The 12,871-nt window shown below is 73.3% G+C and carries 11 protein-coding genes; 4 read left to right on the top strand and 7 right to left on the bottom strand.

What is annotated here, in order from left to right; genetic code table 11:
• Positions 1-58: 58 nt before the first annotated feature.
• Together gatC and ligA are read right to left on the bottom strand one after the other, a co-directional pair.
• Positions 59-355, bottom strand: coding sequence for an Asp-tRNA(Asn)/Glu-tRNA(Gln) amidotransferase subunit GatC (gene gatC / locus DFJ68_RS04110; RefSeq protein WP_121031251.1), 297 nt, complete (start codon positions 353-355; stop codon positions 59-61).
• A 10-nt stretch (positions 356-365) separates the two neighbouring features.
• Positions 366-2,528: an NAD-dependent DNA ligase LigA gene (gene ligA / locus DFJ68_RS04105; protein WP_121031249.1), complete on the bottom strand. Its 2,163-nt coding sequence runs from the start codon at positions 2,526-2,528 to the stop codon at positions 366-368.
• A gap of 148 nt (positions 2,529-2,676) precedes the next feature.
• Between ligA and DFJ68_RS04100 the strand changes: the two genes are divergently transcribed.
• Together DFJ68_RS04100 and DFJ68_RS04095 are read left to right on the top strand one after the other, a co-directional pair.
• On the top strand, positions 2,677-4,182 hold the full coding sequence (locus DFJ68_RS04100; protein ID WP_121031247.1) for a long-chain-fatty-acid--CoA ligase: 1,506 nt from the start codon (positions 2,677-2,679) through the stop codon (positions 4,180-4,182).
• A 218-nt stretch (positions 4,183-4,400) separates the two neighbouring features.
• Positions 4,401-5,645: a L,D-transpeptidase gene (locus tag DFJ68_RS04095; protein WP_245963449.1), complete on the top strand. Its 1,245-nt coding sequence runs from the start codon at positions 4,401-4,403 to the stop codon at positions 5,643-5,645.
• Positions 5,646-5,758: 113 nt separating this feature from the next.
• On the opposite strand, the gene DFJ68_RS04090 is transcribed toward DFJ68_RS04095, so the two are convergent.
• On the bottom strand, positions 5,759-6,739 hold the full coding sequence (locus tag DFJ68_RS04090; RefSeq protein ID WP_121031245.1) for a uroporphyrinogen decarboxylase/cobalamine-independent methonine synthase family protein: 981 nt from the start codon (positions 6,737-6,739) through the stop codon (positions 5,759-5,761).
• 114 nt (positions 6,740-6,853) lie between these two features.
• On the opposite strand from DFJ68_RS04090, the gene DFJ68_RS04085 reads away from it, so the two are divergent.
• A complete protein-coding gene (locus tag DFJ68_RS04085) occupies positions 6,854-7,750 on the top strand; it encodes a GNAT family N-acetyltransferase (RefSeq protein WP_245963448.1) in 897 nt (298 codons plus the stop codon).
• A 36-nt stretch (positions 7,751-7,786) separates the two neighbouring features.
• Here the strand turns inward: DFJ68_RS04085 and mnmA are convergent, their stop codons facing one another.
• Positions 7,787-8,902 carry a tRNA 2-thiouridine(34) synthase MnmA gene (gene mnmA, locus DFJ68_RS04080; protein WP_121031243.1) on the bottom strand — a complete coding sequence of 372 codons (1,116 nt, stop codon included), beginning with the start codon at positions 8,900-8,902 and terminating at the stop codon, positions 7,787-7,789.
• Positions 8,899-10,083, bottom strand: a complete 1,185-nt coding sequence (locus DFJ68_RS04075; protein WP_121031241.1) for a cysteine desulfurase family protein — start codon at positions 10,081-10,083, stop codon at positions 8,899-8,901. The genes mnmA and DFJ68_RS04075 overlap by 4 nt, the downstream gene beginning before the upstream one ends.
• 54 nt (positions 10,084-10,137) lie before the next feature.
• Between DFJ68_RS04075 and DFJ68_RS04070 the strand changes: the two genes are divergently transcribed.
• On the top strand, positions 10,138-10,587 hold the full coding sequence (locus DFJ68_RS04070) for a hypothetical protein (RefSeq protein ID WP_147431509.1): 450 nt from the start codon (positions 10,138-10,140) through the stop codon (positions 10,585-10,587).
• 177 nt (positions 10,588-10,764) lie between these two features.
• On the opposite strand, the gene DFJ68_RS04065 is transcribed toward DFJ68_RS04070, so the two are convergent.
• Positions 10,765-11,724 (bottom strand): electron transfer flavoprotein subunit alpha/FixB family protein, encoded by a 960-nt coding sequence (locus tag DFJ68_RS04065; RefSeq protein WP_121031237.1) that lies wholly within the window; start codon positions 11,722-11,724, stop codon positions 10,765-10,767.
• A gap of 50 nt (positions 11,725-11,774) precedes the next feature.
• A complete protein-coding gene (locus DFJ68_RS04060; protein WP_121031235.1) occupies positions 11,775-12,566 on the bottom strand; it encodes an electron transfer flavoprotein subunit beta/FixA family protein in 792 nt (263 codons plus the stop codon).
• Positions 12,567-12,871: the final 305 nt, after the last annotated feature.

Below are 12,871 nucleotides of genomic sequence, written 5' to 3'. Positions count from 1 at the left end.
GCCGGTCGGTTCGCCCTCGCGGAGCGCCCCGACCCGTGCTGGCGGGGTGCGGGAGGGCTCAGTCCTCGTCGAGGATGCGCGGCACCGAGAAGCGCTGCTGGTCGGCCTCGGGGGCGCCGGCGAGCACGGCCTCGGCGCCGAGGGACGGGCGCACGACGTCGGGCCGGGTGACGTTCGTCAGCGGCATGGGGTGCGACATCGGGTCGACGCCCTCGGTCGGTGCCTGCTGCACCTGCGCCACCGACTCGAGGATGATGCCGAGCTCGCCGACCATGCGGTCGAGCTCGGCGTCGGACAGCTCGATGCGGGCGAGCCCGGCGAGGTGGGCGACGTCGTCACGGGTCAGGTTGGCCATGGGGGCCAGTCTATTGGTCCTGCGCACCGGCCTCGGCGTCGGGCGAACCGGTCTCGAGCAGGCGTCGGAAGCCGTTCTCGTCGAGGATCGTCAGGCCGAGCTCCTCCGCCTTGGCGGCCTTGGTGCCGGCGTTCTCGCCGACGACGACGTAGTCGGTCTTCTTCGACACCGAGCCCGAGGCCTTGCCGCCCCGACGCAGGATCGCCTCCTTCGTCTCGTCGCGGGAGAATCCCTGCAGCGAGCCGGTGACGACGACGGTCAGTCCCTCGAGCGTGCGCGGGGTCGAGGAGTCGACCTCGTCCTCCATGCGCACCCCGGCGGCGGCCCACTTGCGCACGATGTCGGCGTGCCAGTCGACCTCGAACCAGGCGGTGACGGCCTCGGCGATGATGCCGCCCACGCCCTCGGCCTGGGCCAGCTCGTCGGTGCTCGCGGACCGGATGGCCTCCATGGTGTGGAAGTGGCCCGCGAGCGCCCGCGCCGCGGTCGGCCCGACGTGCCGGATCGACAGGGCCACGAGCACGCGCCACAACGGCTGCCCCTTGGCCTTCTCCAGCTCGGCGACGAGCTTCTCGCCGCCGGCGGACAGTACCCGTCCGTCGACGACCCGCTCGGCGGCATCCGTCTTCTTGGCGGTGCGGGTGTAGAGCGGCACCCGGGCCAGCTGCCCGGCGGTGACGTCGAAGAGGTCGCCCTCGTCGGTGATGACGCCGGACTCGAGCAGGGCGAGCGAGCCCTCCCAGCCGAGGGCCTCGATGTCGAACCCGCCACGGGCCGCGAGGGCGAAGACCCGCTCGCGCAGCTGGCTGGGGCAGGTGCGCGAGTTGGGGCACCGGATGTCCTTGTCACCCTCGCGCTCGGGGGCGAGCGGGGTGCCGCACGACGGGCACTCGGTCGGCATGACGAACGGCCGCTCGGTGCCGTCGCGCAGGTCGACGACCGGGCCGACGATCTCGGGGATGACGTCGCCGGCCTTGCGCAGCACGACGGTGTCACCGATGAGCACGCCCTTGCGCTGCACCTCGGTCTGGTTGTGCAGGGTGGCGTTCTCGACGGTCGAGCCCGCGACGAGCACCGGCTCCATGACGCCGTAGGGGGTGACCCGGCCGGTGCGCCCGACGTTGACCCGGATGTCGAGCAGCTTGGTGTTGACCTCCTCCGGCGGGTACTTGAACGCGATCGCCCAGCGAGGGGCCCGTGACGTGGCGCCGAGCTGGCGCTGGGCCGGCACCTCGTCGACCTTGACGACGACGCCGTCGATGTCGTGGGCGCGGTCGTGGCGGTGCGCCCCGTGGTGCTCGACGTAGGCGGTCACCGCGGCGACGTCGTCGAGCACGCGCACCTCGTCCGACGTCGGCAGCCCCCAGCGCGCGAGCACCTCGTAGGCCTCGCTCTGGCGGGCCACCTCGAAGCCGCGGCGGGCACCCAGGCCGTGCACGAGCATGCGCAGCGGGCGCGAGGCGGTGACGCGCGGGTCCTTCTGCCGCAGCGAGCCGGCGGCGGCGTTGCGCGGGTTGGCGAACGGGGCCTTACCGGCCTCGACGAGGCCGGCGTTGAGGTCGGCGAAGGCCGCGGTCGGGAAGAACACCTCGCCGCGCACCTCGACGAGCTCGGGCACGTCGTCGCCCGTCAGTCGGGTCGGGATGCCGGCGATCGTGCGCACGTTGTGCGTGACGTCCTCGCCGGTGCGGCCGTCGCCGCGGGTCAGCGCGCGCACGAGCCGGCCGCCCTCGTAGAGGAGGTTGACGGCGAGGCCGTCGATCTTCAGCTCGGTGAGGAAGTGGATGCCGGTGCCGACCTCCCGCTCGACCCGGTCGGCCCAGGCCTGCAGCTCGTCCTCGGTGAAGCAGTTGTCGAGGCTGAGCATGCGCTCGAGGTGGTCGACGGTCTCGAACCCGGTGGCGAAGGCGGCGCCGCCGACGTTCTGGGTGGGGCTGTCGGGGGTGCCCAGCGAGGGGTACTCGTCCTCGAGCGCGGTCAGCCGCCGGATGAGGCCGTCGTACTCGGCGTCGCTGATCGTCGGGGCGTCCTTGACGTGGTACGCGAACTGGGCGGCGGACGCCTGTTCGGCCAGGTCGGCCCACTCGTGCTGGGCCTCGCTCGGCACCTCCGCCTCGGGGGCCGGCGCACCGGCATCCGTGCCCTTCACCTCGTCGCTGCTCACCCGCGTCATCCTGCCAGCCGGCACCGACAGCAGCCGGGCACCGACGCGGCGGGGACCCCCCGCCCGGGTGCGCGTCCACAGGCCCGGCGCGTATCGCCACCGAAGCGCACCCCGTCGGGTGAGAATGGCGACGCCACCCCACTGCGAAGGAGCAGAGATGACCAACCTCGCCGCCAACCTCGTCGCGACCGCCGACCGACTGCCCGACAAGGTCGGCATCAAGCTCGACGGCCTCGAGGTCACCTGGTCGGCGCTGCACCGCGCGGCGGCGGCCGTCGCCGGGCAGCTGCGCGCGGCGGGCGTCGAGCCGGGTGACCGGGTCTCCCTCATCCTGCCGAACGTGCCGGCCTACCCGGTCACCTTCTACGGCACGCTCCTCGCCGGGGCCGTCGTCGTGCCGATGAACCCCCTGCTCAAGGCGGGCGAGATCCGGTACTTCTACGAGGACAGCGGCGCGAAGGTGAGCTTCGTGTGGCCCGACTTCGCCGAGGAGGCGGGCAAGGCGGCCGCCGAGACGGGCACGCGCATCGTCGTGTGCGGGCCGATGGGCCCGGCCGACGGCCAGCTCGACACCGACGAGCTGGCGGCTGAACCCGTCGCCGAGCCGGTCGAGCGCGCCGACGACGACACGGCGGTGATCCTCTACACGAGCGGCACGACGGGAAAGCCGAAGGGCGCCGAGCTGACGCACTTCAACCTGCACCGCAACGCCGAGCGCAGCGCGAGCAACATCATGGAGATCACCGAGGACGACGTCATCATGGGCTGCCTGCCCCTGTTCCACGTCTTCGGCCTCACGTGCGGTCTCAACACGTCGGTGCAGCGCGGCTCGACGCTCAGCCTCATCCCCCGCTTCGACCCCGCCAAGGCCATCGAGGTCCTCGGCCGCGACAGGGTCACGATCTTCCAGGGCGTGCCGACGATGTACGCCGCGATCCTCAACCACCCGGATGCCGACCGGGCCGACACGAGCACGCTGCGCACCTGCGCGTCGGGCGGGTCGGCGATGCCCGAGGCCGTGATGACGGCGTTCGAGAAGCAGTTCCACTGCCAGATCCTCGAGGGCTACGGGCTGTCGGAGACCTCCCCCGTCGCATCGTTCAACATGCCCGACGCACCGACCAAGCCCGGCACCATCGGGCGGGCCATCCCGGGCTGCGAGATGAAGCTCGTCGACGTCGACGGCAACGACACCCCGCCCGGCGAGATCGGCGAGATCGCCATCCGCGGCGAGAACATCATGAAGGGCTACTGGAACCGGCCCGAGGCGACCCGCGAGGCCATCCCCGACGGGTGGTTCCGCTCCGGCGACCTCGCCACGGTCGACGACGAGGGCTACTTCACCATCGTCGACCGCAAGAAGGACCTCATCATCCGCGGCGGGCTCAACGTCTACCCCCGTGAGGTCGAGGAGGTCCTCTACAGCCACCCCGACGTGCTCGAGGCCGCCGTCGTCGGCGTGCCGGACGACCTCATGGGCGAGGAGATCGGCGCCGCGGTCGCCCTGCGCGACGGCGCCACCGCCACGCTCGACGACGTCCAGCAGTACGTCAAGGAGCGGCTGGCCGCCTACAAGTACCCCCGCAGGCTGTGGCAGGTCGACGCCCTGCCCAAGGGCCCGACGGGCAAGATCCTGCGCCGCGAGGTACGGCAGGGCGCCTGAGCCCTCCACCTGACGACCGAGGCCGTGCGCGGCCCGTTCGTCCGCATGCGTCCGGGTCTGCGCGTCACCTGACAGCCGTCTGTCAACGTGATGTTGGCATCGCGCGTCGTTTTGGCGTAGAGGAGCCGATCGGTGACACTGGGGGAAGGGTCACGAGCCGGCCCGCTGCGCTCCACCCGGCCTCGGGTGCGGCGCACCCGCAAGCCGAGGAGTCGCGTGTGAAGCTGCGTAGTCGTACCACCGTCGTGTCGAGCCTGGCCCTCGTCGCCATGCTCTCCGTGTCCGCCTGCAACGCGACGGCCAGCGCCGACAGCCCCGCCCCGGCGGCGTCCGGCTCCTCCGCGCCGGTCGCCGGCGGCTCCGGCGGCACGCCGAGCAGCTCACCCAGCCCGACCACCCCGCCGGTCGCGTGGAAGACGAGCGTCGAGGACGACGCCACCGGCGTGGCCGTCGACACCCGCGTCACCGCGAGCGCCACCGACGGCGAGCTGACCAAGGCGTCGCTGTCGTACGTGAGCAAGAAGGGCAACAAGGTCGCCGTCGACGGCTCGCTCAAGGACGGCACGTGGACCGCCGGCGACCTGCTCGAGCCCGGCGTGAAGTACACCTTGAACCTCGTGGGCGAGGACGCCTCGGGCCTCGAGGCCGAGAAGACCCGCACGTTCCGCACCGCGAACCTCTCCCTCGACGACCAGATCTACGTCGCCGTCTCGCCGCGCGACGGCGGCGAGGTCGGCATCGGCATGCCGGTCATCGTCCGCTTCGACCTCCCGGTCACCGACAAGGCCGCCTTCGAGAAGCACATGAAGGTCACCTCGACGCCGGCCCAGGCCGGGTCCTGGTACTGGCTCTCGTCGAAGGAGGCGCACTGGCGCCCCCAGACGTACTGGAAGCCCGGCACCAAGGTGCACGTCGACGCCGAGCTCAACGGCGTGAAGTCGGGCAAGCTCTACGGCGAGATGAGCCGCGTCTCCGACTTCACCATCGGCCGCTCGGTCATCGCCAACGTCGACCTCAAGACGCACGAGATGAAGGTCATGATCGACGGCAAGCTGGCGCGCACCGTGCCGGTCACCGGCGGCCAGCCCGGGTTCACGACCCGCTCGGGCACGAAGGTCATCATGGACAAGGTCACCGACATCACGATGCGCGCCGAGACCATCGGCCTCAAGCCCGGTGACACCGGCTACTACGCCGACACCCCCGTGAAGTTCGCGATGCGCGTGACGAACTCGGGCGAGTTCCTCCACACCGCGCCGTGGTCGGTCAAGGACCAGGGGCGTCGCAACGTCAGCCACGGCTGCATCGGCATGAGCGACCGCAACGGCAAGTGGCTCTACGACAACGTGAAGATCGGCGACGTCGTCGTGACGACCGGCACCGACCGCGGCATGACGATGGGCAACGGCTACTCCGACTGGAACCTCAGCTGGGCCGCCTGGCAGAAGGGCTCGGCCCTCTGAGCCGACCTCACCCGTGACCCGACCGGCCGGCACCCTCACCCCGAGGATGCCGGCCGGCGGCGTTCCGGGGTCTTGTGCAGTCGCCGACGTGGCGGGGCCACCGACGGGTGGGCTCAGGCGGCGGACAGCTCGTCGAGCTCGGCGGCGACCTCGACGGCCGCGCGCTGCACTGCCCGGGCCGTCTCGGGCGAGACGCCGGCGAGCCCGCAGGCGGGGGTGGCCACGAGGTCGGTGAGGGTGGTGGCCGGCATCCCGATGCGTCGCCACGTGTCGGCCAGCCCGGCGGCGAGGTCGACCGCCCGCAGCGCGGAGCCGTCGGTGGGCACGACGCCGGCGTGCAGGACCACGCCGTCCTCGACGGCGACCGCGACACCCTCCCAGGCGCGGGGCCGCAGCAGCGAGGTGTCGAGCGACAGTGCACCCGCCCCCAGGGAGCGCAGCAGCGGCAGCGGTACCTCCGGGGCACAGCAGTGCACGACCGTCGGACCGTCATGGGCCGCCAGCACCTCGAGCAGGCCGGCGGTGGCCTCCTGGGGGTCGAGGGTGGGCAGCCGCCCGAAGCCGCTGACCGTGGGCAGCCGGCCCGCGAGCACCGTCGGCAACGAGGGCTCGTCGACCTGCAGCACCACCTCGGCACCGGGCACGAGGCGCCGCACGGCGGCGACGTGGACCCGCACGCCCTCGGCCAGCGACGACACGAGGTCGCGGCGCGCCCCCTCGTCGACGATCGCCCGCTCGCCGCGGGTCAGCCAGACCCCGGCGGCCAGGGTCCACGGGCCGGCCACCTGCACCTTGAGCGGCCCGGTGTGCCCGTCGAAGGCCTCGGCGAGCTCGTCGAGGTCCTCGCGCAGGAGGGCGGCGGTGCGCGACGCGTCGCGGCCGGGGCGGTCGACGAGCCGCCAGCCGACGGGCTGCAGGTCGACCGGCAGCTCGACGAGCAGGCCCGCGGTGCGACCGACCAGGTCGGCGCCCGGTCCCCGCGCCGGCAGCTCGGGCAGGTAGGGCAGCTGCCCGTCGAGCAGCTCACGCACCTGGGCCAGCGCGTCACGCACGGAGGTGCCGGGCCAGGAGCCGATGCCGGTCGCGGTAGCCATCGGGCCAGTATGTCGCCGCGGCTCCCGGCGCCCGCCGCCGCCCCGCTGCTGTCCGCTTCGCCACAGCCCGTCCCGGCCCACGTCGACGGGACGTCCACGGCTAACGTGGCCACCGTGACCCGTCGCGACCTCGAAGGCCCGGGCGACCTGCGGGCGGCGCAGGCCATGAGCTCGCGCCTCTGGAGCCCGGTGAGCCGCTTCCACCCCGGACAGCTGGCGTGGAACCTCGCCACCTCGGTCGACCGCCCACCGGTCTCGCTGTGGCGCGACGGTGAGCAGGCGGTCGCCCTGGGGTGGGCCGAGTCGCCCGACTGGCTCGAGCTGCAGGTCGACCCCGACCACCCCGAGCTCGCCGACGACGTCGTCGAGTGGTTCGAGGACACCAGCGACGCCGAGACGCAGTCGGCCCTCGTCATGGAGCGCGATGTCAGCGAACCAGCCCTCGCGGCAGCGGGATTCGCCCCGGACCTCGACGCGCCCTGGTTCACCCACCACCTGCTCGACCTGGGCGGTCCCGGCTCCCTGCCGACGCCGCCCGAGGTCGACGGCTACCGTCTGCGCCCGGTCGACCTGTCACGGCCGGGTGAGCTGGAGCGGCGCGCGGCCGTGCACGCCGACGCGTGGTCGAGCGTCGGCCCCTCGTCGGTCGACGCGCACGCCTACGACCGGGTCACCTCCACCTGGCCCTACCGGTCCGAGCTGGACTGGGTCGCCACGACGGACGACGGCGAGCTCGTCGCCTCCTGCCTCGTCTGGCTCGACGAGGCCGCGGCCGACGGCGCCGGGGTGGGTCTCGTCGAGCCCGTGGGCTGCGTCCCGTCCCACCGCGGCCGCGGCCTGGCCACCGCCGTGACCCTCGGCGCGCTGCGCCGTCTGCGCGACCTCGGCGCCCGCTGGGCCCAGGTCAGCCCGCGGGGCGACCCCGGCCACCCCGGGCCGCAGCGGCTCTACCGGGCGATGGGGTTCGCGCCCACGGCCCGGACCGTCACGTGGACGCGCAGCCTCGAGTGACGGTCGGTGCCTCGAGTGACGCCCGCCGGTGGAGCCTCAGGCCGGGCTGCGCTGCAGCCGGGACGCGGTGATGGTGGCCGACCCGACGACCCGGGTGCCGTCGTAGAGCACGACCGACTGGCCCGGGGCCACGCCACGGATGCGGGAGTCGAGCCGCACGACCACCTCGTCGCCATCAGGCCCGGTGCCGGCGGTGGCCGTCGCCGGGAACTCCTCGCCGTGGGCCCGGACCTGCGCCCCGACCCGCACCTCCCCCTCGGGAGCCGGGCCGCACCACCGGGCGTGCGTGCCCGTGACGAGGTCGACCCCGAGCAGGTCCGCGGTGCCGACGACGACCTGGTTCGAGTCGGGTCGCACCTCGACGACGTAGCGCGGCTGCCCGTCCGCCGCCGGTCGCGACAGCGCCAGGCCCCGACGCTGCCCGACCGTGTACGCGAACGCGCCCGCGTGCCGGCCGAGCACCTCACCCGAGGTGTCGACGATGTCGCCGGGCGCCTCCCCCAGCCGGCGGCCGAGCCAGCCGCGGGTGTCGCCGTCGGGGATGAAGCAGATGTCGTGGCTGTCGGGCTTGCGGGCGACGTAGAAGCCGCGCTCGGCCGCCTCCTCGCGCACCTGCGTCTTGACGGTGTCGCCGAGCGGGAAGAAGGCGTGGGCGAGCTGCTCGGCGTCGAGAACGCCGAGCACGTAGCTCTGGTCCTTGGCCGGGTCGACCGCCCGGTGCAGCTCGCGCTGCACCCCGCCGAGACCGTCGGGCCGCTCGACGACCTGCGCGTAGTGACCCGTGGCGACCGCGTCGAAGCCGAGGGCGAGCGCCTTATCGAGCAGGGCGGCGAACTTGATCTTCTCGTTGCAGCGCAGGCAGGGGTTGGGCGTGCGCCCAGCGGCGTACTCGGCCGTGAAGTCGGCGATGACGTCGCGCTCGAAACGGTCCGCGAGGTCCCAGACGTAGAACGGGATGCCGAGGACGTCGGCCACCCGCCGGGCGTCACCGGCATCCTCGATCGTGCAGCAGCCGCGCGCCGACTCGCGCAGCGTCGCCGCGCTGCGGCTGAGGGCGAGGTGCACGCCGACGACCTCGTGGCCGGCGGCGAGCATGCGGGCGGCGGCGACGGCCGAGTCGACGCCTCCGCTCATGGCGGCGACGACCCTCATGACGCCTCCCGGGCCCGGCGCGCGCGCTGCACGGCCGCGGGCAGGGCGTCGACGAACGCGTCGACGTCGGCCTGGGTGCTCGTGTGGCCGAGCGTCACCCGCAGGGCACCGGCGGCGTCACCCTCGGGAACCCCCATGGCGAGCAGCACGTGGCTGGGCCGCGGCACGCCCGCCTGGCAGGCGGATCCGGTCGAGACGGCCACCCCGGCGGCGTCGAGCAGGTAGAGCAGCGAGTCGCCGTCGCAGCCCGGGACGATGAGGTGGGCGTTGCCGGGCAGACGGCGCGTCGTGTCGCCTCGCTGCCACGGGCCTCCGGGCCGGATGCCGCCGCCGAGGGCCACCGCGCGCACGACGAGGTCGTCGCGCAGCCGCACGAGCCGGTCGCGCTCGGCCTCGAGCCGGGCCACCGACTCGGTGACGGCCGCGGCGAAGGCGACGATGCCGGCCGTGTCGAGGGTGCCGGAGCGCACCTGCCGCTCCTGGCCGCCGCCGTGCACGAGGGGCACGAGCCTCGCGTCGCGGCGGGCCACGAGCGCCCCGACCCCGACCGGTCCGCCCAGCTTGTGCGCCGAGACGGCCATGAGGTCGACGCCGGTCGCGGTGAAGTCGACGGGCAGGTGCCCGACCGCCTGCACGGCGTCGGTGTGCACCGGCACCCCGTACTCGTGGGCCACGGCCGCGATGCCGGCGACGTCCTGCACGGTGCCGACCTCGTTGTTGGCCCACATGACCGACACGAGGCACACCGTCGACGGGTCCCGCTCGATCGCGGCCCGGACGGTGTCGACACCGACGAACCCGTCGGCGTCGCAATGGAGCCACGTCACCTCGGCGCCCTCGTCGGCAACGAGGTACTCGACGCAGTCGAGCACGGCGTGGTGCTCGGTCGTCGCGACGAGCAGCCGCCGACGGGCGGGGTCGGCGGCGACCCGGGCGCGGTAGGTGCCCTTGAGCGCGAGGTTGTCCGACTCCGTGCCACCGGAGGTGAACAGCACCTCCGAGGGTCGGGCGCCGACGGCCCGGGCGATGGCCTCGCGCGACTCCTCGACGACCCGGCGGGCCGAGCGGCCGGCCGTGTGCAGTGACGACGCGTTGCCGACGGTGGCCAGCTGCTGCGTCATCGCCGCAAGGGCGGCGGGCAGCAGGGGCGTGGTCGCCGCGTGGTCGAGGTAGGCCGTCACCCTGAGATTCTAGGTCGGTCGGGAGCGCCTCCCGACCCACCTATGATCGGGCCCATGACCGCCCCGACGGCCCTGCGCCCGCCTGCGGCCCACCGCATCGTCACCGCCCTCATGGCCCCCGTGCTCGGCTTCCTCGTCGCGCGCCTGCTGCTGCGCCTCGTCGGTGGGATGCCGTCGTGGCTGGCCTACGCGGTCTGCGCCCTGCTCGCCGTCGTCGTCGCCTACCGGGCCTGGACGACGCGCATCGAGCTGCGCGGCGACACCGTGGTGGTCGTCAACACGCTGCTCACCACGCGGGTGCCGTTGGCCGACGTCACGCGCGTCAACGACCGCGGGCGCATCGAGGTGACGGCGGCCTCCTCGCCGCGGGCGACCCACCTGCCGGCCGAGGCGCTGCACCAGCCCTGGTGGGCGTTCGGTCACGCCGCGGAGGTCTACACGCTCAACCGCGAGCAGGTGCGCGGCTGGCGCCGACGGGCCACCGAGGCCGACGCGGCCGCCTGAGCCCGCCCACCGGCATCCTGCACCGGTGTCCGGCACCGCCCACGGAGGGCACGGACGTTCGCGCGCGACGCCCCGGTCTCGCGCGTCGGCAGTCCCCGGGTACGGGAGTGGCCACCCGACCTGAGGGGCTGGTCGGGTGGCCACGTCGTGAGCCCCGCGCGGACGCGGGGCGGTGGGTCAGCCCTTGCTCGAGGTGATGGCGTCGGTGGCCTGCGGCAGCACCGCGAACAGGTCACCCACGACACCGAAGTCGACGAGCTCGAAGATCGGGGCCTCGTTGTCCTTGTTGACCGCGACGATCGTCTTCGACGTCTGCATGCCGGCGCGGTGCTGGATGGCGCCGGAGATGCCGCACGCCACATAGAGCTGCGGGCTGACCTGCTTGCCCGTCTGCCCGACCTGCGAGGTGTGCGGGTACCAGCCGGCGTCGACGGCCGCGCGCGAGGCACCGACGGCCGCGCCGAGCGAGTCGGCGAAGTCCTCGACCTTGGAGAAGTCGCCGGCCGTGCCGCGGCCGCCGCTGACGACGATGGCCGCCTCGGTGAGCTCGGGGCGACCCGTCGCCTGCTTGGGCTGCGACGACGTGATGCGCGCGCCCTTGGCGGCGTCGCTCGGGGTGAAGTCGACCTCCTCGTCGGCGGCCGCACCCGAGACCTCCTCCGGCGCAGCGGAGTTCGGCTTCACCGTGATGATCGGGGTGCCCTTGGTGACGGTGGCCGACACCGTGTAGGAGCCCGCGAACACCGACTGCGTGGTGGCGATGCCGCCGCCCTCGCCGGCCTGCACGTCGACGGCGTCGGTGATCAGGCCCGACTGGGTCTTGACGGCGAGGCGGGCGGCGATCTCCTTGCCCTCCAACGAGCTCGGCACGAGCACGGCCGCCGGCGACGTGCGCTCGACGAGCTGGGCGAGCAGCTCGGCCTGGGGGGCGACGAGGTGCTCGGTGACCTCGGGCGAGGCGGTGCGGTAGACCTTCTCGGCGCCGTAGCGGGCGAGGGCCTCCTTCGCGGTGTCGAATCCGTCGCCGATGAAGACGGCCGACGGCTCGCCGATGCGGCGGGCGATGGTCAGCAGCTCGGCGGTCGTCTTGCGGACGGTGCCGTCGACGTGGTCGACGAGGACGAGAACTTCAGCCATGGGGTGCTCCTGCGGTGCGGGTCAGGGGTTCGAGTCGGTGGCGGGGGCGGTCAGACGAACTTGTGCTCGCCGAGGAAGGCGGCGAGCTTCTGGCCGCCGTCGCCCTCGTCGGACACGATCTGGCCCTGGCTGCGCGGCGGGCGGGCGGCGAACGCCTCGACCTTGGTCCACGCGGCGTCGAGGCCCACGTCACCGGCGTCGACACCGATGTCGGCGAGCGACCACTGCTGCACCGGCTTCTTCTTGGCGGCCATGATCCCCTTGAACGAGGGGTAGCGCGGCTCGTTGATCTGGTCGGTGACGGAGACGAGCGCGGGCAGCGTGGCCGTGATCGTCTGGGTCGACGCGTCGTTGTCGCGGCGGATGGTCGCGGTGTCGCCCTCGACCGTCAGCTCGCTCGCGAAGGTGACGGCCGGCAGGCCCAGCCGCTCGGCGAGCATGGCCGGGACGACGCCCATCGTGCCGTCGGTGCTTGCCATTCCCGTCATGACGAGGTCGACGCTCGACTCGGCGCCGATCTTCTCGATGGCGGCGGCCAGGATCGTCGACGTGCCCACCGCGTCGGAGCCGTGGATGGCGTCGTCGTTGACGTGCACGCCCTTGTGGGCGCCCATCTGCAGGGCCTTCTTGATGGCGTCGGCGGCGCCGTCGGGGCCGACCGTCAGCACGGTGACCTCACCGTCGCCGGCCTCGACGATCTTGAGGGCCTCCTCGACCGCGTACTCGTCGAGCTCGCTGAGCAGCCCGTCGACGTGCTCGCGGTCGGTGGTCTTGTCGGACTCGCTGAAAGTGCGCTCCGCCTGTGCGTCGGGCACGTACTTCACGCAGACGACGATGTTCATGTGGCAACGTCCTTGTCTCGCCGGGTCATGTCGGGCCGCATACGGCCAGCCGGAGGTCGCCCCGGCGCTGCCTCCATCCTCTCACTGAGCGCTCGCTTAGTTCGAGCGGTCGCCGCGTGACGCTCACCACGGATGCCGGGTGGCCGCGCGGACGTTCCCGTGCCCGCCTCGCCGTGGCCGGGTGCGCCGACGGCGGACCGCGCTCGCCCGCGGAGCCCGCCCCACCCCGCATCCGGCCCCTGTGTGATGCCGAACGCGGGGACCACGACGCTGTGTGATACCAAGCGCGGTCCATTGGGCGGGTC

The organism is Terracoccus luteus (assembly GCF_003635045.1).
In the GTDB taxonomy this organism is placed as follows: domain Bacteria; phylum Actinomycetota; class Actinomycetes; order Actinomycetales; family Dermatophilaceae; genus Terracoccus; species Terracoccus luteus.
The sequence above is the reverse complement of the archived record's forward strand: the minus strand, read 5'-3'. Positions and strand labels throughout refer to the sequence as shown.